The sequence below is a fragment of the Streptomyces sp. GS7 genome (genome assembly GCF_009834125.1).
Classification (GTDB): domain Bacteria; phylum Actinomycetota; class Actinomycetes; order Streptomycetales; family Streptomycetaceae; genus Streptomyces.
In genome coordinates this window covers 3,585,360-3,608,663 of record NZ_CP047146.1, presented here as the reverse complement: position 1 = coordinate 3,608,663, position 23,304 = coordinate 3,585,360, and the positions used below count along the sequence as shown (strand labels likewise).

The following is a 23,304-nucleotide window of genomic DNA, read 5'->3' as shown; positions in this document are numbered from 1 at the left end:
ACCGCGGCCCCCGCACCGCATTCCGCGCGGTGCGGGCTCGGCCCTGCTGGACCGGCATCACGACCAGTTCGGATCCGGCGCTGTGACCGTCACTGTGGCCGCAGGCCCAGGACGAGGTCGCGTGGCAGACCGTGGGTGTCGTGGAGGTAGCGGAAGTCCTCCTCGCTCAGCGGGCCCCGGAACCGGGGCCGGGCCAGTACCTGCCGGCCGCGCTCCAGGAGTCGACCGAACCGGCGCTCCTCGTCGAGCAGCACCAGGCGCACGACCTTCGGATCCAGGTCCTGACGAAAGTGGTCGAGGGTGTGCTCGACCAACTCGTCCGGAAGGTCTCCGAGACCACGCGACGGATCGTCCCGCCACAGCACGGTGAGCACCCGTCGCACCAGTCGGCGCAGCACGTAGCCGCGGCCCGTGTTGGCCGGACGCACCCCGTCACCGATCACCACCATGGCCGAGCGCAGGTGGTCGCAGACCAGCCGCAGTGACGGTTCGTCCAGCCGCCACAGGGCCGGCACGGCACGGCGCCAGGGCTCGAAGACGTCGCACTCGAACACCGACGTCCGGCCCTGCAGCAGGCAGGCCAGCCGTTCCAGGCCGAGCCCGGTGTCGACGCTGCGCTGAGGGAGCGGCACGAGCGAACCGTCGCTGAGCCGACGATGGCGCATCATCACGTGGTTCCACACCTCCACCCACCGGTCGTCACCCGTCGGCGTCGACTCCGGCGGGGTCTCGCCGCTCCACAGGAAGATCTCCGAGTCGGGGCCGCACGGGCCGGTGGGTCCGTTGGACCACCAGTTGTCCTCGACGGTGAGCTGCACCGGCACCCCGCGCTCCTGCCACAGCTCCAGGGAAGCGGTGTCCGGACCGGTCTGGTCGTCGCCGCCGCCGCCGAAGACCGTGACATGCAGCAGACCGGGATCGATGCCGAACCCTTCGGTGAGCAGCCCATAACCCCACTCAAGGCTCAGCGGGCCCTCGTAGTCGCCGAGCGACCAGGTACCGAGCATCTCGAACACGGTCAGATGGGTGGGATCGCCGACCTCCTCCAGGTCCGTGGTACGCAGACAGCGCTGCACGTTGACCAGCCGCCTGCCAAGGGGGTGGGGGCGCCCCTCCAGGTACGGGGTGAGCGGATGCATGCCCGAGGTGGTGAACAGTACCGGGTCACCGGGCGGCGGCAGCAGCGTTGAGCCGGTGATCCGGCGGTGGCCGCGCTCCTCGAAGTACTCGATGAAAGTGCGGACGATCTGATCGGTGTTCATGGGGTGGCTCCTTCGCGTACACAGCGGGGAGGCACCGGACGACGGTCCGCAGGATCACCGGAACCGGGGCGGGAACGCCCACGGAACCACCGGCAGACCGTTTCCGGTCGCCGGTGGGAAGCAGGACGTACGTCAGGCGGCGGCAACCGGCAAGCTGGTCGCTCGCGCGGTCGCGGTGATGCTTCGGCCCATGACGTTCATGCTGCCGACGATAACGTACCCAGACCGACGGATCACACGGATTACCGACGTTGAAGGCGCGGTGTCGTCGCAGTGAGTCATCTGTCGACGACCCCGGCAGCCGCGGGGCGAACCGGCACGCCGGTTGGTGTGCTCGCCGGCCACGAGCACCAGCCAGCTGGGCCTGGTTCAAGCCATGGAGAGGGTTCGTTGCTCAGGCCATTGCCGGCTGAGGGCCGGTCAGGCTCACGAGCCCAGGCTCAAGCGAGCTGCTGCCATGAAGGCCGCCTTGTGCTCCTCAAGGTGCTCGTTGACCTCTGTGTCACCGATCTCCCGCCAGACGGCGGCGTTCAGCGCACGGCCGTAGGCGTGGACGGGAGCATGCAGCACCGCATCGCACAGCAGCATCAGGGTGCGTTCGGCGGTCCACAGGTTGGTCATCGTGGCCTGCGTCCTGCTCATCCAGCCCCCTTCATCGTCCCCCCATGGATCAGGACGTGAGTAGGCAGCTCGCTCCGCTTCCTGCGCACAGGCGATGAAGTCCTTGATGGCCTGTAGCTGCTCTGCCCTGCGCGCTTCGGCGGTCGCCCTTGCCTCTCGGCGCTGTTCGGTTCGTTCTGCGGCCTGCTGAGTAGCCCGCTGAGTAAGCGCTGTCAGGCCACCGCCGAGCACCACGCCAGTCAACGAGAACACCGAGGTCCACAACTCTCCTGCCATTGCGGACATCCTCTCCACGCGACTGCGGCTGCTATTTGGGCAGAGACATCTTCTCCCAGCAGCTGTCCCCCTAGCGATCCAGGGGCTTGATCAGCCCAACACGGCTCCCATCGCCTCCAGTTCGAGCTTGGCGTGACCGAGCCACATGGCCTTGCGGTCCGCCATGCTCGGGCATTCGAGAGGCCGTTGGCCGTGCCGGTGTCCGCGGCGGCTGTGAACCCGTGCGCTGTGGTCAAGGGCGCGAGCGTAGGGGTGGGTGGTGCGTGGCCAACGCCGGCGGTTGGAGCAGGGGCGCAGGCTCGGGGCCGGGGTCCTCGGTGACAACGACGCCGGCGGTCGCGGGGTCGAAGCCGGCAGGCCAGTTGGTGTGCTCGCTGGCCAGGGCACCGTCCAGCTGCGCCTGGGTCAGGTCGGCTGTGCTCAGGTCGGTGCCGCGCAGGTCGGCCTGGCGCAGATCGGCCTGGTGGAAGACCGCGCCAGCCGCGTCGGCCTTGCGCAGGTTCGCCTCGCGTAGGTCGGCCCCGGTGAAGTCGCCCTCGTGCAGATCGGTTTCGACCAGTCGCGCACCGCGCAGGTCGGACAGGACACAGCGGGTGCGACGCAGGATCGCGGTCTTGAGGTCGGCGTGCCGCAGGTTGACCGAGACCAGGGACGCCTGAGTGAGGTTGGCGTGGTAGAGGCTCGCCGCCTCCATACAGGCGCGGTCGAGGTTGACCTCGGGCAGCCACAGCCCGTCGCAGTCGGCTCGGCGCAGATCGGTGACGCTGAGGTTGACCCAGGACTGCTCTCGGTGCTCGCACAGCACGCCGAGGCCGGTCAGCGCCACCTGGGCGTCGGCGGCGCGGGTCTCCAGCGGCGCAACGTCGTTGACTGGCACCTCTGCCGCCGGACCGTCCGGCCCAGTGGGCGGCCAGGGCAGGTGCGTGCGCAGATAGGCAGCCTGGATCGAGATGACGGCATCACGGTCCCGGACCGAGTGCTCCGCGATCCGCCACAGGGCGTGGAGCGCGCCGATGCGCACATCCAGTTTGTCGCTGCCGAGCTGGTCGACCGCGCGGCTGAACCGGTCGGTGACGTGGCCCTCCTGTGTGGCGCGCAGGCTGTCCTGGCTGACCCGTAGCTGCCGCCAGGTGGCGTACGCGCCAAAGAGGACGACCAGGCCGCCGACCGCCTGCAGTAGCATCGTGCGGACGCTGTTGACCGCGTTCAGTCGGTCCTGCGGGGCGATGTGCGCCCCGGCGAGATCGTGATCGACCACCACACCCGGTAGCACGACGAACACCACGCCCAGCACGGTCAGTGCCGCCATCCCGCCCAGGACGGCCGAGGCTGCACGCTGAGCCGCCGACACCCCGCGCCACCCGTTACGGTCGCGCTCCGTTTCCCCCATACCCATGAACACCGGATCTTAAGGGTGCTCACAGAGGCAGACCCCAGCAGGGTCGTTCGGCTGGGACGCCGTCATCTTGCCGATCAAGCAGTGGGTCCGGTGCCTACGAGGCATCCGTTGATGAGGTCGGGTCGGTACTGGACCAGGCGCAGGCCCCGCCGGAGAGCGCACATGAGGTGCACGGGGTCCGTGAAAGCGGCGTTGGCCTGGCAGCGGCGGCGGAGCAGGGACCAGATGCCTTCGACCGGGTTGCGCTGCGGCGCATAGGGCGGCAGGTAATGGACGGTTATCCGGTCCTGGGCGTCGATGAAAACGCGCAACCGTGCGTCCTTGTGGACATTGAGGTCGTCCCATACCAGGACGATCGGCTTGCCGAGTTGCTGGTGGGCCGCGATGAGCAGGCCTCGGTAGTCGGCCCAGGCGAAGCTTCGGCGCCTACTGGTCTTGTGGTCCGGACGGGCCGTCTGCCGGTAGATGAGGCGGGAGCGTTGGCCTGGCTTGTAGCAGGCCAGGGCAGCGATGGAGATACGGCGCTGAGAGCGTCCCCGGACCGTGACGATGGGGGTGGTCCCGCAGCGAGACCACGTGCGGGCGGTCGGCGGCGTCATCGAGAAGCCGGCCTCATCCTCGAAGACGAGGGAGGCGTCGAGCGCCGCCGCGGTGCTTCCGCGGACGGCCAGATCTCCTTCACCCATCCCGCCACTGTCGCATCGTCGCGCCGCTGAACCGCTCCGCGGCCTCCAACCGAATCCGCTCGCGAAACCCCTGCCGTTCAGGCGTCAGCCCACCGCCCTGCGGACACCCCACAGAAACGGCATACCTCGTCGATCACAGTCCGTCGGCCCCCGACGACAACGCGCCTACAACCGCAGTAACTCCAAGACGTCCGCGCCCCTTCCGCGGTTCGTCGCCGCCGCTCATACCGTCGCGACGGTCCTGGCCACGGGCCGTCCGCACAAGCCCGACCACAAGCGACCCATGCGGGTGCCCTCCAATCCACCGGGGCTGAACGACTCGTGGCAGAGCGCGACAAGCAACTCGGCCGCCCCGTACCCGCGGAATGAGCCGAAGCGCTCCGCCGGGTGCCGCGGCGCAGCACCGCGTGGTGATCACCTACGGCACCCTCGCCCTCACCCGCCGAGCCGACGACACCGCCGCCACCGGCACGTTCGCCCCCTACGGCGCCTACATGGTCACGCGCGGCCAGCGTCGACGTCGAGCGTGAGCGCGACCTGCTCAGGGACGGGCAGGTCCCCGCAGAGTCCAGCACCGCCCTGTCGCCCTGGGACGTCGCCTGCCACGACCTCGACGCCCAGCTCGCCATCGGCATCCGCGCCCCCGACATCTGACGCTCCTGGGACCCGGACACCACCGAAGCCCACACCCGGCTCCAGGCTCGCCGACGACCACGCCACCTCATGGGCAGCCGTCGACGACGACGGCAAGCAGACCAAACCCTTCCGCGTCTCCCAGCACGGGCCACGACGCCTCTGGGACGAAGCCGAAACCGCCCACCGGCTATGGGACCAACCGGCCGGCCAGCCATCGAACGCCGCGGACTCACCATCAGTTCCCACGACCAACAACGGTGGATCGACCAACCCGGCGCCGGCAGCAGCGGGTCAGCGGGGCTTCAAGGACGTCAGGGCGTCAGAGCAGACCTCCCAGAAGAGGTCCTCTCTCACGGGTCGTACATTGATCGGAGGTCACGAGGAGGCACGGTTTGGTGGTCATGCCCCTGGTGACGAAGTGATGCCTGTCCGGCAGGGGAACAACCGCTCCACCGCACTGGTTGAGAGCGCTGACGATGGGCGTTGCGGCGCGGCGGTCTTCGACTGTTCCGGTGCCATGGGCTGTCCGGTCTGTCGTCCGCGCGGCCGTGTGATCGTTGGCGCATGCGTTGGTGATGGCCGGGGAGCGGGCCGCGATGATGCCACCAGCGAATGCGGGGGCGGCAGTTGCCAGGCCGGCGCCGAAGGCGGTGAGGGTGAGCCCGAGCGCCGTGGCGAGTGCCCTCACCCTCGGCTGCTCAACCATTGAGCCCGTCAAGGAGGTGGCCGACGACGGGCACGCTGGTAAGGACGGTCGCGAGCGGGGATTTACTGCCCGAACCCCCGGCCTGGGCCGGCGCGGCCAAGCCGAAGGTGAGCAGGGTGAGCATGGCGGAGACGGTCAGGATCCGGAGATGGCGCCGCATGGCAGGCCCTTCCTCTCTTTCCGATCGCGGGCCGCATCGGTGCGTACACGTGACACGCGTGAGGTCGTGATGAGAGTGCCCCGAGGCGGAGTGGATTCGACGAAAGGCATTCCTCCACGCCAGTCGTATTAACGCCACATCACCCGATGGGCCGGTACCTTCTCCCCGAAGCCATGGACGGCCGGCACCACAAGCCCGGTGAAGGCCACTGGCTCGAACGCCACCGCGACGCCTCGCCTGGCTGGACCGACGCCCAAAGACAGACCGAGACCGAACTCCGCAAGAAGGTCCTCGACCTCGTCGACCAGGTCCACGGAGGCACCCCCGCTGGGACCCCCTCACCGGCCCCGACCTCGTAGCGGCCCGCACGCGGCTCAGCACGTCGACGACGAGCCGGACGACTGACCAGAGCCAGAGCCAGAGACGACGAAGCCCCCGTCCGAAAGGGCGGGGACGCCTTGCGTTCTGCACGCCAGGACTCCATCCGGGGCCGGCGGGCGTCCTACCTGCTACCGGTGGAGCCACCTACTCCACCGCGTACAGCAGCCTGTACTCAGCACCATCCGCCCTGAAGCGCAGACTGCGCTCACCAGGCGTATCCGTAATCCACTGCTCCCCGAGCCCGCCATCCCCACCCGAGGCGCCGGTCTTCCCGAGAGAGACGGCAATCGTCCCCGTGAAGTCGCAGTCGTACTTGACGGTGTACATCCGATCTCCCAGCACCGTTCCATTCCACACGGTGCCGCGATCCTGGACGACAAGCCTCGGCTCATCGAAGCCGCCCCAGCCCTCAGTCGTGACGCACTTGAGCTTCTCCAGATACAGCTTGGCCATACCGTCCCCTGTGAAGGATCCTTCTCGACACGTCACATCCTGCCGGGCCTCAATAAACGATCACTAAATGCTCTGGCACGGCACTCGTCGCACAAGCGACGTCCCACCCGACCGTGTGCGACCCACACATCCTCGGCGCACTCCTCTTCGTCGGCGACATGCGCCTCGCCCGAGTCCACGCTGCACGACGTGGACGACATCAGCCGACCAGTCTTCGGGTCCACCCGCTCACCGAGGAGCTGCAACGCCTGCACCGTCAGCCCGTCCTTCTCCAAGGTCTCCCGGACCGCGGCCTGCTCGGTCGTCCCGCCGCGTTCGACCCTGCCCGCCGGGAACTGCCGGCGCAGATCGGCTTCTTCGACCGCTCGGCGCACTACGGCTTGTCCGGGGGAACCTGGTAGGAACCGGTCCGGTGCGGCTGCGGAATTCGGCCGGCAGCTCATCGGTCGCCTCGGCCCCGGCGCTCACCGCGGCGTGAACGTCACGGAATGAACGGAATGAGGTGACGGCGAGAGAGCGGTGTCTTTCGTCTGGGCGTCCTACTCCGTGGCGACCAGTGCGGTCGAGGACGTAGGGACAGCAGTCGGCTGTCTCGTGATGATCCGAGGGCTCGGCTGGTTCACGCCTGGTACTCGGTGAGGTCGATGGTGTGAACGCGCAGCGGAAAGCCGTACACCGGGTGGGCCGTCTCACGCTCCAGCACCATGCCGAGCTTGCGGATGACGTTCTCGGAGGCAGTGTCCCCCGTCCGACTGATGCTGATGACGTGGTCGAGGCCACGGTCCTGGAGCGCGAACTCCAGCGTGGCTTGGGCGGCTTCGGACGCGTATCCCTGGCCCCAGAACTGCGAGCCGAGCCGCCAGCCGATCGCCACGGCAGGCCCTACCTCCGGCAGGAACTCAGGCACGTACAGCCCCGTGAAGCCGGCCAGTTCCCCCGAGGCCAGCAACTCGACGGCGAAGAGCCCGAAGCCCTCCTCATCCCACTCCTCCTCCCACCTCTCGATGGCCTCTGCCGTGTGGTCCAGGTCGCGCACCGAGCCGTCGTCGATCCAGCGCATGACCCGAGGGTCCGCGTTGATGTCGGCCATGGGTACGAGGTCGTCGTCATGCCAGCGACGGAGCAGGAGGCGGGGGGTGCGGATCTCAGTCATGGCTCCCATCCTGCCGAACACCAGGGACTCGTCGGTAATCGGCAGTCGCTGTGCTGCAACGACTGTGCGGCGACCGGTCCTAGTGCTGTCGCCTGCGTGAGCAGATCCCATGATGCGGCAACCAGATGCGCGAAGGTCCTCACAGGACTGCCTCGCCTCGGCAGCAACCACCCACCCACGACCCGCACCATCAACGCCTCCACCGTCAGCCCGTCCTCCTCCAAGGTCTCCCGGACCGCGGCCTGCTCGGCCGTCCCGCCGCCAGCGCGAGGCGCGCGGCGCGCTGTACGAACCCGCCCAGATCAGCTTCACCGAGGCTCTGCCGCTGACCGATGCCGGCGACCCCGAAGAGAAGGAACTGCGGCGCCGGGCGAGACCGCGGGCCCCCCGGTCTGAGCCGCTTCCCCGGGCGCCGGGCACCGGCCGCGCGCCTCCCAGGTCAGAACCAATCGAACAGGGGCCCACCGAGGTCGAACGGGTCCACGCCGAACGGTCCCAGACCGAACAGCGTGGAGCCGGCCCCGTAAAACAGGCCGGGGTCATCCAGACCGAAGCCATCCCGGTCGCCGTCATCTCCGCCGACGCCCCTCGGGTCGACGCCGCCCGGACCAGGGCCATCGTCGTCGCCACGGCACTGATCGCACCCGTCGTGCCGCTGGCCGTCACCGGGTTCGCCGTCATCTCCGCCGACGCCTCCCGGGTCGACGCCGCCCAAGCCAAAGCCATCACCGTCACCGTCACCGTCACCGCGACACTCGTCGCACCCGTAATGCCGCAGGCCGTCACCGCGTTCGCGGTCACCTCCGCCGACGCCCCTCGGGTCGACGCCGCCCAAGCCAAAGCCATCACCGTCACCGTCACCGTCACCGCGACACTGATCACATCCGTCGTGCCGCCGATCGCGGCCGTGGTCACCGCTCACCCCCACGGCCTGGCCTTGAGGGACACCCTGGGCCTGGCCGGCGAGCGGGGCGACCATCGCGGCGGCCAGCGCCGCAGCGGCAAGCGAACGGCCTATGTACCTACGCATCGCGTTTCTCCTGGTCGGCGGGCAATCGGACGCGACATGAGTACCTCAGCACGCCGGATTTCACGCAGGCGCGCCGATTTCCCACCCCAATGGCTGGCAAAGTTGCACCCTCGTGGCCCTGGACTGAGCCTGAGGGGGAATGGGGACAGCCGGCGAGCCTGGGCACGATGTCGGGCGGGGCGGTACAGGTCCGGCCGTGTGCGAGTGCGCCCAGCTTCCGAGCCTGGCTCAGCCGGAGGTGCAGTCTCGACTGGAACCCGTTCGTCCGTCGTGTCCGCAGCGGCAATTCGCTTGCCGATCAGGAGGGTCGGTTGGTGGACTGGGGCGGTGGCTGCTGTGATCACTGACGACATGAGGACGACGTTCCGCCAACAGGGATACCTCGTGGTTCCGGGCGTGCTGACTCCCCGGGAGGTTGCCGTCGGGCGCAAGGTGGTTGCGGCCATGTTGGCGAAGCAACCTCCCGCCGAGGGACATGTAGGCCCGCACTTCATCTTCCGGCCGTTCGGAGAGCAGGGGCATCCACTGCTCGACTTCTTCTTCCGGACCAGGATTGAGGAGTTGGCGAGGCAGTTGCTCCGTGATGGGCTCGGAATACAGAGGCCGGAAGGCGTGCAGGTGGCTACCACAGTCCCCCCATGGCCGCACCGGCCAGGGGGGCCTCATGTCGATGGGCTGACGCCGACGGAACCTGACGGCCGACCGGGCACTTTCACGCTGCTCTCGGGTGCGTGGCTCACTGATCACACGACACACGGGCGGGGCAACTTGTGGTTGTGGCCTGGCACTCATCTCAGGTTTGGCCAGTACCTCGCCGAGCGGGGAGCAGATGCCCTCACGCGAGTTGAGGACATGGCGCCCGGACCGTATCCGAAGATCGAACTCGGTGATCCGGTGCAAGCAGTCGGCCCGGCCGGCAGCGTGCTCTTCGCTCACTACTTGCTCGCGCACAACATCGGTGACCACGCCGGGTCAGCCGGTGACGAGCGCCGGGAGACCCTTTATTACCGGCTGCAAGCCGACGGCCACCGAGACCGGTGGCAAGAAGTGGTCACGGAGCCGTTGAGCGAGTTCGCCTGAGCGGCTCTGAGCGCGGCGGCCCCCCGAGTCGGGGCTGCTGATTCGACTCGTAAACCCTGGACTTGATGCATATCCATCAGGCCAACATGCTCGCCAAAACCCCGAGCGGGAAGACCTGACGGAGTTCTCATAGAGAGTGCTGCAGGTGGCGCTCCCCAAATACGGTAGCGTCAGGAGCCTGGTGATTCCCCCCATTCCTCGCGGAGTCATCGTCAAGCCCCGATCCGGGACGGAGTTCCGGAACGCACTGAACGCTCTGCACGACCGGCTATGCACCGGACAGGGAACGGCACACCCGTAGCCGTTGTTACAGGCGCGGTGGGAAAGAGAGTCACGGGCCTGCCGCACGGACCGATTGAGAGTCGTTCGGTGATCGGCTCGATGGCCAGGCCGATCGCCCGGCTGCTGGGCGCCGGCTGGGTGATCGGCATCGCAGGGTCGCGCCGCAAGGCCGAGCGGCTCATGGCCGAACTCCACCACGACACCCCGGTGTGGTCGCCGCGGCTCGCGAGGGAGCGCGCTTCGTACTGGTCGGCGCCCTGTCGGGGCAGTTGGCCGCACACGGTACCGGCCGGCCGGCGGGGGCCGAACTGGACTACTTCCAGAACCTGTTGAAGGAGTTCACGCTGCGCGGCTACAGCGCCGACGACGGCCCCGAAGCCCGCCCGGAAGGGATCGAGCGGTTCGGCGACTGGCCGCGCACCGGCGCGATCGGGCGCCCCGAGCCGGGCGGCCATCCGGTGGCGGGCGCGGCGTACGGGACGGCAGCGGGTGTGGCGTACGCGGGGTATCTGTTCCTGATGCGGCTCGGTGGCGGGCGGGCTCACACCGCCACACCCGTGTGCGTCGCCACCGCGGCGGCGGCCGTGACCGCGGGGGTGCTGGGCGGGCTGTGGACCGGGGTCGATCTGAATCGGGGCTGGCCGGCGTGGGGTTGGCTGGTCACCCTCGCGCTCGTGGGCCAGGTACTGGCGTGGCTGCTGATCGCGGCGGCGCTGCCGCGGCTGGCGCCGATCGTCGGTGCCGCGCTCCTGCTGTTGCAGCCGGTGATCGCGTTCGGGCTCGGCATCGCCATCGGGGAGCGCCCGACCCCGGCCCAGGCGGCGGGCTGCGCCCTGGTCGTCGCGGCCGTGTGGCACGGCAGCCGGCCGCCGCGGACACGGGCGGCGGGCCGGCGAGCCGGATGACGGGCAGTCCGAACCGGCCGCCCCGGCTCACCGCCCCCGCTCGTCGCGCCCCGCGATACGGTCGCCGCATGGCTGAATCCCGCTTGACCACCCCGTCGTTCCTTGTGCTCGGCATCATCGACAAACTGGGCGAGGCCAGCCCGTACGACGTGAAGGTCGAGGCCGCGCGGACCGTGGCCCCGTTCTGGTCGATGCCGCACGCGCAGGTCTATGCGCAGTGCGACCGGCTCGTGGAAGCGGGCCTGCTGTCGGAGGACCGGCAGGCCGGCGGGCGGAACCGGCGCCTGATGAAGCTGACCGCGGCGGGCAGGGCGGCCCTGGAGGAGTGGCTCGCCGACCCGGCCTTCGTACCGGTCGAGGCGCGTGAACGCGGCATCCTCAAGCTGTGGTTCGGCGCCCGGCCGGAGGTGCACTCGCCGGTGCAGATCGCCGAGCACCGTCGCACTCTCGCGGAATACGAGCAACTCGCGGAGAGCGTAGGCGCGTTGCTGACCCGCGGTCAGCGCGAGGCGCTGGAATTCGGCATCCGCTATGAGCGGATGATGGTCGATTTCTGGCAGTGGGTGGAACAGCGCGAACCGTGAAGCCGGCGCATGACCGTTGACCACCGCGGCGGACCGCCCTTACCTTCTCGATAGTCCAGATAGGACTATCGACGCGGGTGCAGCGAGCAAGGGGGCCGTCATGAACCGTCCGAGGAGGGTCGGCCGGCGCCGCGTGGCCACGATCGCGCTGGTCGCCGTCTGCGTGGGCTACGCCCCGATCGCGATGACCGAACTCTGGCCGTACGCCCACCGGGGCTCCCCGGCGATCGGCGAATGGCTCCTGGCCCGCGCAACCTCGCCCCGCTATGTCGCCGACGCCTTCGCGACCCGCATCGGCCCGTACGGACGCAGCCTGGTCGCGATGATCGTCCATTCGGTCCTCGGCGGTGCGTTGATGCTCCTCGGGCCGGTACAGCTCCTGACGGCCGTACGGCGGCGCGTCCGGCTGCACCGCGCCGTAGGGGTGGCGTTCGCGCTGACCGTCTACGCCTCGATGGCAGGCGCCGCGGTCTACCTCGTACGGACCGCCCCCGGCGACGCCTTCAGCGGGCCGGCGTTCTGGATCGCGCTCGCCACCATCCTGGTCGGCACCGTCATGAGCGTCACCTACGGCATCGTCGCGGCGGCCGCCAGGTTCCCGGACCTGCACCAGCGGTGGATGCTGCTCTGCTACGGCTACCTGATGACCGCGCCGCTGCTGCGACTTGAGTGGGGCGCCCTCCCGGCGCTCCTCCCCGGCCTCTCCCTGGAGGACGTCAACCGGGTCGCCATCATGCACCTCGGCTCGATCGTCGTGTTCGGTGCGCTGCTCGGCTCCCGCGCGATGGACAGGCGGACGACGGTTCCGGGAGTGACCGGGACGTGGGTGCCGGTGCCGGTACTCGCGGCGGCGCATCTCGCCGGTGCCCTCGCTCTGGTCTGGATCGCAAGGTCCTTCCTGGGGTGGGGAGTTACCGGTGAGCGACTGCTGCTCGGGTATCTGCTCCCGTACGCCGTGACCTACGTCGTGCTGGCCGTCCGCGCCCGGCGCGCGGGGCGGGCGGGCAACAGCTGGGCGCGCGAGGAGTGGCGGCTGCACCTGGCCGCGCTGTGCCTGGCCCCGGTCCTCTCGGCCTCCGCGGGCCTGCTGTTCCCACGCTACGCCGGACTCGACCGGCAGACGGCGCTGTGCGCGGGGGTGGCCATCGGCTGCGGGATGCTGGCGTTCGCCGCGACCACGGTGGTCAGCCTGCGGGTGATGTACGGGCGCAAGGTGGTCGAGAGGGAGCGGTTGGCCGCGGCACACCGCCCACAGCAGGAACGGTCCCCGGTCGGCTAGGGGAGCGCGCCCAACCGGACCGCTCCGCGTCCGTGTCCGTGTCCGTGTCCGGAGGGTGGGTGTCCGGCGGATGCGTCGGCGACCCCGCCGCGCGCGTCAGGCCGCCGGTGGCAGCGGGGGCACGCAGAGGGCCCCGTAGACGGACCAGACGACCGAGACCAGCGGCACCGCCACGACCGCCCCGAGCACACCGGCGGTGACGCCGCCGCAGACGACCGCGAGGGCCACCACGACCGGGTGCAGGCTCACCGCCCGGCTCATCACCAACGGGTGCAGCACATGGCCTTCGAGCTGTCCGATGACCACGATCAGCAGGACGACGAGCATCGCCACGAGCGGGCCCCGCGAGGCCAGCGCCACGACCGCGGCCACCGCCAGCGCCACCGGCGAGCCGACCAGCGGGATGAACGCGGCGAAGAACTCCAGCACCGCCAGGGGCAGGACGAGGGGAACCCGCAGGACGAAGAGCGCCAGTCCCACGAGGACGGCGTTGGTCGCGGCGATGATCACGATGCCGCGGGTGTAGCCGGTGAACGTCGTCCACGCGGTACGCCCCGCAGCCCGTACGGCGTGCCGCCGGCGCTCCGGCAGGCGGCCGCCGAACCACTGCCACATCCGGGTGCCCGAATGCAGGAAGAAGATCGAGCAGAACATCGCCAGCGCACCCACCGTCAGGACCTCGGCCAGCCGGCCCACGCCGCTCACCGCGGTGCTGATCAGGTTGGCGCGGTTGGTCGCCACGAATCGGGAGACCCACGACTGGAGGTGCGAGAGGGCTCCGGGCCGCAGATGGAACGGCGGGCCCTGCAGCAACTGCTCGATCCTGGTCAGACCGCCGGAGAAGACCGCGCGCAGCCCCGGCCACTCGTCGGCGACATTCGCCCCGATCAGGCTCAGTACACCGAAGAGGAGCACGACGGAGAGCAGCAGACCGGCGGTGACCGCCGCCGCACGCGGCATCCGGCGGGTCAGCCAGTTGGTCAGCGGCTCCAGCAGGGCGGTCAGTACCAGCGCGAGGAAGACCGCCAGCGTCACCAGATGGAACCGCCCCAGCGTCATGAAGACGACGTAGACGGCCGCACCGACGACGAGGAGCCGCCACGCGTAGGCGGCGGCGACGCGCAGCGCCGCGGGGACGCCGGCGGCCTCCGCGGAGCGCCGGACCGACCTGCCGCCCGGCGGGCGCGGTCCGCGTACGCCCCGGCTCCGCTCCCGGTCCCCGCGCGAGGCGCCCGGTCCGCGCCGCCGGGCAGGGGTGCCGCGATCGCCGGACCCGGGTTCCTGCCGCCGACGGGATCGGTTCCGCATACGGGCCGCCACCTCCTCCCGCCGGCCCCGAAGGGACGCCGCCCCGGAGACAGGCTCCCGCCTCCGCGCCTACCCAAGGTCTGATATCACCGCGGACCGGCGGCCGAACGCGAGCGGGCGGGTATTCGCCCGAAGGCACCCCGGGTGGGACTCCAGGTGAAGGGACGCCGTGCTCGGATCGTGCCCTGTCGGTACCTCTGGGCGCCGCCTCCCCGGGCCGGCCCACGGGCCGCGCGGCACGGCGGCGGCGCCGTGGCGGCCCCGGGTAGGGTGCGGCCCTGAGGGGAACTCACATACCGGTCCCCGATCCCCGATGCCGCAAGGGATGAGGCGGATTCATGGCCCAGTCACCGACGCTGCCCCCGCTCGACATCTGGCTGCTGGTACGCGCACATCCGTACGGGGCGATCGGCACCACCGCGGCCCTGGCGGACGCGCTGACGGCGACGTACGGCTCCCGGTTCGCGGTCTGGCACACCAGCGAGCTGCTCCTCGGCGTCCAGGACGGGCGGCTGTTCCTGCGCACCCTGGGCGGGCAGGAGGTGCCGGCCCCCAAGGTCGTCTGCGTACGCCAGACACCAGGCTCGATGCACCACGACCGCGAGGTGACCCTCCTGCGGCACCTGGAGCGCATGGGAGCCACCCTCATCAACCCCCTCGAAGCACACCTCACCTGCCGGAACAAGGTCTGGCAGCTGCAGGAGCTGGCGCTGGCCGGCCTGCCCGTGCCCGACTCCCTCTCGTACACCACCAGCCCCCTGGACGGTGTCGTGCGGACCCCCGGTCTCGACACGCCCTGCGTGGTCAAGTCCGCCAACGGCCACGGCGGCAAGCAGGTGTTCCTCGCCCCCGACCTGACCATGCTGCGCGACGTGGCGGGCAGCCTCGCCGAGGAGGTACCCGTCGTCTTCCAGCAGTACGTGGCCCCCTCGCACGGGCGCGACCTGCGGGTGGTCGTCGTCGACGGGGAGGCCGTCGCCGCCGAGCTGCGCACCGCCCGCGACGGCGCGCTCGCCTCGAACCTCGCCCGCGGCGGCACGGCCACCCTCTGCCGGGGCCGCTACCCGGAAGCCGAGGCCCTGGCCGTCCGGGCCGCGCAGTCCCTGGGCCTCACCATCGCCGGCGTGGACCTGCTCTTCTCCGCCACCGGCGAGCACACCGTCTGCGAGGTCAACGCGGTCCCCGGCTGGCGCCCCGGCATGACCACGGTGATCCCGGCCATCATCGACTGCATCGATCACCGCCTCGACGCCTACCGCCTTGCCGAGGGCCCCAATGATCCCGCGCTGCAGCGGAGTTCGCCCACACTGCGCACCTGACCGCGGCCGCCGCCCCCGCCGTACGGCCCTCCCCCGGCTCCGCACCGCCGCGCCACCCGCCACCCCGCCTGCCGCCGCACCCGTCACCCCACCGCAGGAACTTCCCGGAAACGAAGCGGTCGTGCGCGGGGATGCGGCGGCGGCTTGTTTAGCATCACCGACGTCTCCCGGGAATGGATCCGGGCGCCTTGCCACCAGCGGGATGTGTGAGTCAGGAGGCCGTATGAGTGCGGAAGCAGGCTGGGGCTGGGCGCGGGCCATCCAGCCGGCCGGGGGAACCGGGCAGCACGCCGGTCCTCATGAGACGTTCGCCCACCCGCTCAAGGCCCGGATCGTCGACAGCCAGAGGCACGCACCCGTGGCCGACGTCGCGGTGACGTTCAGCTGGGACACCATGAGCCAGCAGGCCCTCTTCGAAGGCGACGAGGCCACCGCACAGGTCCGCACCGACGCCCAGGGCTACGCGCAGAGCCCCCAGCTCGTGGCGGGCGACGCGGCCGGCACCGCCGTCTTCACGGTCACCGCCGAGGGCGCGGCCCCGGAGCGCTTCGAGGTCACGGTCGACCACTGAGCCGCGGCGAGCGCCGCGCGGCGCTCGCCCACCACGGGGGGATTCGGTCACCGCCTCGGGACGGTCCGGGCCGTGGGGTTCGCCCAGGCCCCGGCACTGCGTTGTCGCTGCCACCGTGCGGAACCGGCCCCGATATGGCCGGGTAGGTACTTGCATCGTGAACATCGGCAACAGTTAGCTGAAGTGATGTGCCGTCATCGGCGCGGGCACGAGCTGTGGGTACCAGGGGGAAGCGAAGCGTGGCGATCGAACTGCCCGACGGGCTGGTCTGGGTGATGGACCTGCTCGGGCTGAACTGGCCGCAGGTGAACGAGGACAAGGTCCGTGAGTTCGCCGGTCATGTCAAGGAGTTCGCGTCCAACCTCGAAAAGTCCCATGCGTCGGCGAGCGACACCCTCAAGCAGATGGGCGAGCACTACCAGGCGGCCTCGTACGAGCAGCTCGTCGAGAAGTGGTCGACGATGTCTTCCAGCCACATGACGGAACTCGTGCAGGTGTGCAACACGGCCGCTTCGGTGCTGGAGATAGCCGCGGTCGCGATCGTCGGGGCCAAAGTGGCGGTGATCGCCGAACTGGTCGTGATGGCGGCCGAGTTCATCGCGGACCAGGCCGCCGCCGTCGTCACCCTGGGACTGGCCGAGGCGGCGGAGGTCGCCCTGATCGCGGCGACGAAGAAGATCGTCGATTCGATCCTCAAGGAAGTGGAACAGCAGATCGTCGGCGAACTCGTCCAGCAGGCGACCGAGCCGCTGGAGCAGGCCGTCGAACGGGCGGTGAGCGGCCTGGTGTTCCAGGGGGCGGAGAAGGCCCTGGGGGTCTCCTCCTCCGGAGGCGGCGGCGGAGCCGGGTCGGGGTACACCATCCATCCCGATGAACTTCTCGGTCACGCCGCGAAGTTCCGCAGCCACGCGGAGGACGTCGCCGGCCACGCGGCGAAGTTCGCCTCGGCCACGGAAGGGATGTCCTTCAGTTGACGCACCCCATAGCCAAGGCGCTGGAGAAATCGGCCGGCAGAATAACCAAGGCCGTGTCCAAGGACACGGCCGAGGCCGTCGGCGGGCTCTACAGCAAGACGGCCCACGGCGCCGAGCAGGTGGCCAAGAACGTCAACGAGACAGAGGCCAAGCACAGCAAGCAGTTCTCCTCCATGGGCAAGTCCGGGGAGAAGTCCGGCGGCGGGCCCAAACGCCGCGGCAGCCGTTCGTCGTCCGGATCCGGCAAGGACAGCCCCCCGCCGAAACGGCAACGGAAGGAAAGCAAGTACCCGCTGCCGGCGAATGCCGAGCGCAACCCCAAGCAGGACGCCACGAAGGTCGACCCGCGGACGCACGACCTGGCGCAGAAGGTGAACGCGAAGCGCAAGGCCGACGGCGACCGCTCCCAGAAGAACTACGCGGCCTTCGAGTGGGAGGACGAGCACGGGCAGCGGCATGTGGAGGTCGGGCACAGCGATGGGACGCATTCGGAACGCGTCGTCGGCGTTCCCGTGCTCGACCAGCAGAAGCGCCTCACCGAGGAGCGGGAGAAGGCGATAGCGGAAGGGCGCGACCCCGGCCCGGACCGGAAGATCAAGGTCACCCGCATCTATTCGGAACGTGATTTCTGCAACCAGAAGAGTCCCAACTGCAACGACTGGACCCGGCATTATTTCCCGGATGCCGACCGCAGCTACGCTTTCGAATATGACCACCACACGCCAGGGTCGAAGCGGCAGGGCAACCGCGACCTCGAAGACCATGTCCGATGGGTGTTCGGGGACAAGCCGATCAAGCGGCGGGGCTGACGTACGGATGCAGAGGAGCACCTGAATGACCACGCCCGCTTCCGGACGCCGCGGGGGGTCGCCGGTACGCCGCTGGAGTTCCGCACGCCTCGACGACCTCGCCGTGCCCTCGCCCCTTCGGGAGCTGCTCGCCTCGCCGGGCCTGCCGGAGTCGGTGGGCCCGTACTTCCGCGCTGCCCGCGATCCCCTGCCCCTCGCCCGCTACGCGACCGAGGCGGGACTCCCCCAACCGGTCGGTGAGGCACGCGAATTCCGGCACCTGGGCGACGACGGCGGTACGCAGATCTGCTGCGCCCCGGAAGGCGAGGTCGTCTCGGCGTCGTGCGCGGGGACGTATCCGACGCGGCTGGTGAACACCACGGCACGCACCTGGCTGGCGTCCCTGGCCGAACTGGGCCGGCTGCTGCAGGACTTGGCGCCCGACCCGGTCGGCCCGGACGCGGTGGCCGCGGTGGCGAAGTGCCAGGAGCGCCTCACCGCGCTCGACCCGGAGGCGATGGCCGACGAGGAGCACTGGTGGCGGCTGGTCATCGACGACCTCCGCCTCACCGCCTCGGTGGACTCCTCCGGAATCCTCGAATTCCGTACGGCCACGGGGGCGACGCGGACGGTCTCCGGCTACACCCTGCCCGGGCAGGGGCATGCGCTGCGTCGCCTGGGCGGGGAACTGCTGCAGCGGGGCATCGCGGCACAGCAGGTCACCCGGGCCCACGCCGATCTCGCACCCTGCGCACTGCCCGGCTGCTACTGCGCCGCGTGGCTGGCCACCACCTTCCCCGGAGCCGAGGTCAGCTACAGCTTCGACTACGGCCCCGGTGCCGCCGACCGCGAGGCGGGCATCCAGGAACTGGCGGCCTTCGTCGAGGAAGAGGACGAGGGCGAAAACGAAACGGAGGGGTCGGAAGAGTGACCGACAGCGGCTCCCTGACCGGTGGTCCCCCCTCTTCGGGCGCCGGCCCTGCCGCCGGCGCCGGCGCGTCCGGGGGCGATGCCGCGGACGCGGGTTTCCCCTATGGCCGGCAGGCCGTGGCGGACGCGTTCCGGGAATTCGTGGCGGCCTCGCCGAGCGCCGGCGCGTTCTATGTGACGGGGCCCGCCGGCAGCGGCCGCAGCACGCTGCTGACCTGGCTGTTCCTCCTCGGCCAGGCGGATCGGGACGACGCCGGGAGCGGTGGGGACCGCACCGGGCCCGTCTTCCACGCCGCGCTCGGTGCGCGGGGCCGCGGCCCCGACGACCTGGCCGTGGCCATCGGCGAGCAACTCGGTTACGAGACCGCCACCGCCGCCGAGCTGCTGTCCGTACTCGCCATGGACGAGCGGCCCGTGTGCGTGGCCGTCGGCGACCTGGACGAGGCCGGTGCCGTACCGGACGAGCGGCACACGGCCCGCCTCGTCGAGTCCCTGCTGGCGCCCATGGCGCTGCTGCCGAACGTACGGCTGGTGGCCGAGGGCTCCCCGAAGTGGGCCCAGCACCTGGGCGACTGCGTCGTCGTGGACCTCGACACGTCCGGCTGGACCGATCGTGCGGCCTTCGACCGGTATGTCGCCGCCCTCTGCGCCTTCGTGACGGAGACCGGCACGCCGACGGACGGCGAGCAGCCGGACGCGTTCGCCCGGGCGGTGTCCCGGGCCGCCTACCCCAACTTCCTCCTCGCCCAGCTCCTCGTCCTGGACCGGGTCTCCGCCGCGGCGGAACCGGACGCCGCCGGCGCGGACGCGCCGCCCGACGCGGCGGACATCGACACCGCTATCGACGTCGACGGGGCGGTCGCTCGGCACCTCGTCCGGCTGTCCGCCGCATCTCCCGTGGCGGCCGACGCGTTGTACGCCCTTGCCCTGGCCGGATCGGCCGGGCTCGGCCGGAGCCTGTGGCGCCTGGCCGCCACGGCCGTGGCGGGACGCCGGATCGAGACGCAGGAGTTCGCCGCGGCCGTGGAGCTGTCCTGGGCCCTGCTCCAGCCGGACCGGGCCGGATCCGGCGGTTCCGGTGCGCCGGGGAGCCACTTCACCCTCCGCCACCCCGCCGTGGCCACCGCACTGCTCGCCCGCCGCTCCCGGGACGCGGAGCTGCAGGCCCGCAGAGCGCTCGTCCACTCCCTGGCCGGTCAGGTCCCCGTCGCACCGGCGGACGACGGACCACCGCGCCCGCTCTGGCAGCGGAGCGACCGGACCCTGCTGTCGGAGCTGCTGAGGCAGGCGAGCGCCGTTCCCGGCGCGCTCGGGCCGCTGCTCGCCTACCCCGAGGTGCTGCTGAGCGCGGACCTCGACGCGTTCCGCACCGTGCTCGACTGCTCGGACGAGCCCGCCGCCGCGGCTCTGCGGCCGGTCCTGGCCCTCCTGCACCCTGCGACGCGCGACCAGCCCGCCCGCCTCCAAGTCGCCGCCGTCCAGCACGGCTTGGACGATCTGGCGGCGGCCGTCGAGTCCGCCTACGACGGGCTGCCGTTCCGCGCGCTCCGCCGGCTCCCCGGAGCAGCGGACGACCGGCAGTCCGCACCGGGACCCGTCGATGAACCCGGACACGGATCCGTCCAGGGGACCGTTCAGGAACCGCCCCGAGTCGCCGTCACCGAGGCCGGCGCCGTGGAGGTCGGGGAGCGCCTCGGCGAGGCCCCGGCGCTGCGGTGGACGCTGCACGGGACGCCGTGTACCGCCGCGCGCGCCGAGCTGCTCGACGGGGTACCGGTCGTGGCGGTGGCGGACCGCGAGGGGCTGCTCCAGGTCCGCAGCGCGGCCGACGGCCGGCTGCTCCGTCCGGTCGTCCGCGCCGACGAACCGGCCGAGCTCCTGTGCGCTCTCGCGGGGGCGCCGGATCCGCTGACGGTGTGCGCGACGGCCGACCGACTGTGGGTGGTACGCCTGGCCGACGGCTCCACTCTGACCGAGCTGCGTTTCGGCTCGGACATCGTGGCCGTCCGCCGTACGGGCGGGAGCGAACTCGACGTCGAACTGGGCGGGTTCGGCATCCGCCTGTCGTTCGATCTCGGCGTACTGCGGACACTCAAGGGCGTGTCCCCCGCCATGAGTGCCGCCGGGTAGGCTCGGCTGACCCGACCTTCCGTCTTGGAGCCAGGATGACCTCGCCGTTCACCCCGTTGTGGGCCCGTCTGCGGCCCTCGGAAGGCGCCGCGCCGCGCGCCTGGACCAGCTGGCCCGGCCCGGTGATCGCCGCGCAGACGGCCCGCCACGAGGGCCGGACGGTCTACGGAAGCATCAGCTTCACCAACCCGCACCGGCTGCACATCGTGGACGCCGGCACCGGCGAGCGGGTGGCACCCCCGGTCCTCTGCGACGCCGGGCCGAACACCTTCGCGCTGGCCGCCGGCCCCGCGGCACTCGTGTCCGCCGGCGCACGCGAGACGGTCGAGCCGCTGAGTGGTGCGCGCCGGTCCTACGAGGCGGACGTGGCGGACGCGGGCGACGCCGACAACGTCGGACTGGTCACCGCCGCCGTCGGCCCGGACGAGCCCGTGCTGGTGACCGTCCACCCGTTCCAGAGCATCGCGTTCCGGGACGCGGCCGGGGGCGCGTGCCTCGCCGCCGTACCGCTGGGGGACATGAAGACACCGGACCTGCTGTGCGCCGGCCTCGTCGACGGCCGACTGCACGCCGTGGTCGGCAAAGGGGCCGAACTGTGCAGCTACGCGGCGGACACCGACGGCGTCGTCGCACGGTGGACAATCCCTGACGCAGCGTCAGGCAACGACTCCGACGACGCGCCGTCGGGCATCGGCCCGGAGATCCTGCGGGCGACCTGGGCCCCGGGGGTGGCCGGCGCGCCGGCCGCCGTTCTCACCGCGGACAGCCACTCCCGCCTGATGGCCTGGGCGCCGGACACCGGCGAACCGCTCGGTACGGAATGGCCCCTGCCCGACGGCCCGTTGCACCTCAGCGCCGCGGTGCTGAAGGCCCAGGACGGCGGCCTCCCCGTCGTGGCCTGCACGCATGCCGACGGGGTCCGGCTGCTGCGGACGGACACCGGGCGCGTACTGCTCGACCTCCGGCCCAGCGCCCGGACGCGTACCGCCCACCTCACCGCGGACGGTCTGCTGCTGCTCGGCACACACGACGGCCCGGTCGCCCTGCGGCTCGACACCGAGCGGCTGCTCGCCGCCCCGGGTGACCACGCCGCACACGAACTCGACCTCGGCGCATGGCCGATGCCCGCCGTGCGCGAGGAGGCGGGTTCGCACGACGCCGACGGCCGCCCCTCGCACGGCGACCTCGTGGACCTCTGGGGCGCGGACCAGGTCATCGTGCTCGCGGAGGACCAGGTCCCCGCGGACATCACCGGCCGGAACCGCGAGACCCTCTGCCGCCTCGGCCTCCCCCTGGCCCCGCTCCCCGGCCTGACCCTGGACCAGGACCTGGCCCTGGACGGCCCGGCCCCGCTGGAGGAGGTCGGCGTCGGTCCGGCGGACCCCGACGATCCCGACGCCGGGTACGTCCCCGAAGGGCTGGACGGCTACTACTGGTTGGGCACCTGGCACGACGACGACCTGGTCCTCGGCCCGGCCGGCACGGTCGAGGTGATCGGCACCGAATCCGACTACGAGTCGGCCCTGCCGGTCAACTCCGACCTCGGCGCGTTCGCCGCCTTCTGCTATCAGTACGCGGCCGCCGCGCTGCGCCAGGAGCCGGAGTACGGCGCCGAGGCCCAGGAGGAGCGCGCCGACGAACTGGAACACCGCCTGCGCGCCGCCGACCCGCTCGCCTTCGCCGAACACGGCTCGGAACACTGGGCCGACGCCCTGAGCGACCTCGCCTCCGGCATGTGAGCCGGCGCCGCCCGTGCCGCGGTGCCATGGCTCGTCCGGCACCCCACGGCCGGGCACGCGCGGCGGAACCCGCCGGACCGAAACCCCCACAGCAAAGGACCGGGCACCATGAAGATCGCGGTGGATGACCTCTCCGGACCGGAGATCGCCGAGTTCCTCGACGCGCATGTTCAGCAGATGCGGGCCATCACGCCCCTGGAGAGCAAGCACGCGCTCGATCTCGACGAACTCCGCAGCCCCGAGGTCACGTTCTGGGCGGCGCGGGAGGACGGAAGCCTGGTCGGCTGCGGTGCCGTCAAGCGGCTGGACGCGAGTCATGCGGAGCTGAAATCGATGCGCACCGACCCGCGGCGCACGCGGAGCGGAATCGCCTCGCGGCTCCTGGAGCACATCCTCGCCGAAGCGGGCCGCCGGGGCTTCACCCGGCTGAGCCTGGAGACCGGGTCGGCCGAATTCTTCCTGCCCGCACGGAAGTTGTACGAGAAGTTCGGCTTCGTGCACTGCGCACCGTTCGCGGGCTACCGGTCCGATCCGAACAGTACGTTCATGACGAAGCATCTGTAGCCGGCGGCAGCGCAGGGGGAAGGGGCGGAAGGACATGTCCCTGCCCCGCCCGGCGGCTGGGCGGGCGGGGCAAGGGCAGTCGCCACGG

At 70.9% G+C, this 23,304-nt stretch carries 23 protein-coding genes and 1 pseudogene; 13 read left to right on the top strand and 11 right to left on the bottom strand.

Going from position 1 to position 23,304, the window contains the following annotated elements; translation table 11 throughout:
* Positions 1-89: 89 nt before the first annotated feature.
* The 4 genes and pseudogenes from GR130_RS15770 to GR130_RS15755 form a co-directional block, all read right to left on the bottom strand.
* A complete protein-coding gene (locus GR130_RS15770) occupies positions 90-1,262 on the bottom strand; it encodes an alanine--tRNA ligase-related protein (protein WP_159505326.1) in 1,173 nt (390 codons plus the stop codon).
* A gap of 426 nt (positions 1,263-1,688) precedes the next feature.
* The gene (locus tag GR130_RS15765; RefSeq protein WP_159505325.1) at positions 1,689-2,159 is read right to left on the bottom strand and encodes a hypothetical protein; all 471 of its coding nucleotides are present in this window, start codon (positions 2,157-2,159) and stop codon (positions 1,689-1,691) included.
* A gap of 232 nt (positions 2,160-2,391) precedes the next feature.
* Positions 2,392-3,468 (bottom strand): pentapeptide repeat-containing protein, encoded by a 1,077-nt coding sequence (locus tag GR130_RS15760; protein WP_236573971.1) that lies wholly within the window; start codon positions 3,466-3,468, stop codon positions 2,392-2,394.
* Positions 3,469-3,632: 164 nt separating this feature from the next.
* Positions 3,633-4,271 (bottom strand): annotated as a pseudogene (locus tag GR130_RS15755) (transposase); the annotation flags it as partial.
* Between the two features lie 338 nt (positions 4,272-4,609).
* Between GR130_RS15755 and GR130_RS15750 the strand changes: the two are divergent.
* Positions 4,610-4,774: a hypothetical protein gene (locus GR130_RS15750; RefSeq protein WP_159505324.1), complete on the top strand. Its 165-nt coding sequence runs from the start codon at positions 4,610-4,612 to the stop codon at positions 4,772-4,774.
* Positions 4,775-5,578: 804 nt separating this feature from the next.
* Here the strand turns inward: GR130_RS15750 and GR130_RS15745 are convergent.
* The 6 genes from GR130_RS15745 to GR130_RS15720 all read right to left on the bottom strand — a co-directional run bounded on the left by GR130_RS15745 (position 5,579) and on the right by GR130_RS15720 (position 8,763).
* Positions 5,579-5,746, bottom strand: coding sequence for a hypothetical protein (locus GR130_RS15745; protein ID WP_159505323.1), 168 nt, complete (start codon positions 5,744-5,746; stop codon positions 5,579-5,581).
* Between the two features lie 128 nt (positions 5,747-5,874).
* Positions 5,875-6,060, bottom strand: coding sequence for a hypothetical protein (locus GR130_RS15740; RefSeq protein ID WP_159505322.1), 186 nt, complete (start codon positions 6,058-6,060; stop codon positions 5,875-5,877).
* Between the two features lie 211 nt (positions 6,061-6,271).
* A complete protein-coding gene (locus GR130_RS15735) occupies positions 6,272-6,580 on the bottom strand; it encodes a hypothetical protein (RefSeq protein WP_159505321.1) in 309 nt (102 codons plus the stop codon).
* Between the two features lie 32 nt (positions 6,581-6,612).
* Positions 6,613-6,954: an NUDIX hydrolase gene (locus GR130_RS15730; protein WP_328707555.1), complete on the bottom strand. Its 342-nt coding sequence runs from the start codon at positions 6,952-6,954 to the stop codon at positions 6,613-6,615.
* A gap of 245 nt (positions 6,955-7,199) precedes the next feature.
* Positions 7,200-7,733 (bottom strand): GNAT family N-acetyltransferase, encoded by a 534-nt coding sequence (locus GR130_RS15725; protein ID WP_159505319.1) that lies wholly within the window; start codon positions 7,731-7,733, stop codon positions 7,200-7,202.
* 439 nt (positions 7,734-8,172) lie between these two features.
* On the bottom strand, positions 8,173-8,763 hold the full coding sequence (locus tag GR130_RS15720) for a hypothetical protein (protein WP_159505318.1): 591 nt from the start codon (positions 8,761-8,763) through the stop codon (positions 8,173-8,175).
* Between the two features lie 327 nt (positions 8,764-9,090).
* Between GR130_RS15720 and GR130_RS15715 the strand changes: the two genes are divergently transcribed.
* The 4 genes from GR130_RS15715 (at position 9,091) to GR130_RS15700 (ending at position 12,893) form a co-directional block, all read left to right on the top strand.
* Complete coding sequence (locus tag GR130_RS15715; protein ID WP_159505317.1) at positions 9,091-9,843, top strand: phytanoyl-CoA dioxygenase family protein; 753 nt, start codon at positions 9,091-9,093, stop codon at positions 9,841-9,843.
* Between the two features lie 491 nt (positions 9,844-10,334).
* The gene (locus tag GR130_RS15710; RefSeq protein ID WP_236573042.1) at positions 10,335-11,030 is read left to right on the top strand and encodes an EamA family transporter; all 696 of its coding nucleotides are present in this window, start codon (positions 10,335-10,337) and stop codon (positions 11,028-11,030) included.
* 68 nt (positions 11,031-11,098) lie between these two features.
* Positions 11,099-11,614 carry a helix-turn-helix transcriptional regulator gene (locus tag GR130_RS15705; protein WP_159505316.1) on the top strand — a complete coding sequence of 172 codons (516 nt, stop codon included), beginning with the start codon at positions 11,099-11,101 and terminating at the stop codon, positions 11,612-11,614.
* A gap of 100 nt (positions 11,615-11,714) precedes the next feature.
* Positions 11,715-12,893 (top strand): DUF2306 domain-containing protein, encoded by a 1,179-nt coding sequence (locus GR130_RS15700; protein ID WP_159505315.1) that lies wholly within the window; start codon positions 11,715-11,717, stop codon positions 12,891-12,893.
* Positions 12,894-12,989: 96 nt separating this feature from the next.
* Here GR130_RS15700 and GR130_RS15695 read toward each other — a convergent pair whose 3' ends face one another.
* Entirely contained in the window at positions 12,990-14,201 is a 1,212-nt protein-coding gene (locus GR130_RS15695) for an AI-2E family transporter (protein ID WP_159505314.1), read from the bottom strand.
* Positions 14,202-14,539: 338 nt separating this feature from the next.
* Here GR130_RS15695 and GR130_RS15690 point away from each other — a divergent pair, with 338 nt between their 5' ends.
* The 8 genes from GR130_RS15690 to GR130_RS15655 all read left to right on the top strand — a co-directional run bounded on the left by GR130_RS15690 (position 14,540) and on the right by GR130_RS15655 (position 23,216).
* Positions 14,540-15,520, top strand: coding sequence for an ATP-grasp domain-containing protein (locus tag GR130_RS15690; RefSeq protein WP_159505313.1), 981 nt, complete (start codon positions 14,540-14,542; stop codon positions 15,518-15,520).
* 223 nt (positions 15,521-15,743) lie between these two features.
* Complete coding sequence (locus GR130_RS15685; RefSeq protein ID WP_159505312.1) at positions 15,744-16,091, top strand: Ig domain-containing protein; 348 nt, start codon at positions 15,744-15,746, stop codon at positions 16,089-16,091.
* A 239-nt stretch (positions 16,092-16,330) separates the two neighbouring features.
* Positions 16,331-17,065 carry a WXG100-like domain-containing protein gene (locus tag GR130_RS15680; protein WP_159505311.1) on the top strand — a complete coding sequence of 245 codons (735 nt, stop codon included), beginning with the start codon at positions 16,331-16,333 and terminating at the stop codon, positions 17,063-17,065.
* Positions 17,062-17,874 (top strand): hypothetical protein, encoded by an 813-nt coding sequence (locus GR130_RS15675; protein ID WP_159505310.1) that lies wholly within the window; start codon positions 17,062-17,064, stop codon positions 17,872-17,874. The genes GR130_RS15680 and GR130_RS15675 overlap by 4 nt, the downstream gene beginning before the upstream one ends.
* 25 nt (positions 17,875-17,899) lie before the next feature.
* Positions 17,900-18,784 carry an SUKH-4 family immunity protein gene (locus GR130_RS15670; RefSeq protein ID WP_159505309.1) on the top strand — a complete coding sequence of 295 codons (885 nt, stop codon included), beginning with the start codon at positions 17,900-17,902 and terminating at the stop codon, positions 18,782-18,784.
* Complete coding sequence (locus GR130_RS15665) at positions 18,781-20,913, top strand: hypothetical protein (protein ID WP_159505308.1); 2,133 nt, start codon at positions 18,781-18,783, stop codon at positions 20,911-20,913. Before GR130_RS15670 ends, GR130_RS15665 begins: the two co-directional genes overlap by 4 nt.
* Positions 20,914-20,948: 35 nt before the next feature.
* Entirely contained in the window at positions 20,949-22,652 is a 1,704-nt protein-coding gene (locus GR130_RS15660; RefSeq protein WP_159505307.1) for an SUKH-4 family immunity protein, read from the top strand.
* Between the two features lie 108 nt (positions 22,653-22,760).
* Complete coding sequence (locus GR130_RS15655) at positions 22,761-23,216, top strand: GNAT family N-acetyltransferase (RefSeq protein ID WP_159505306.1); 456 nt, start codon at positions 22,761-22,763, stop codon at positions 23,214-23,216.
* Positions 23,217-23,304 lie beyond the last annotated feature (88 nt).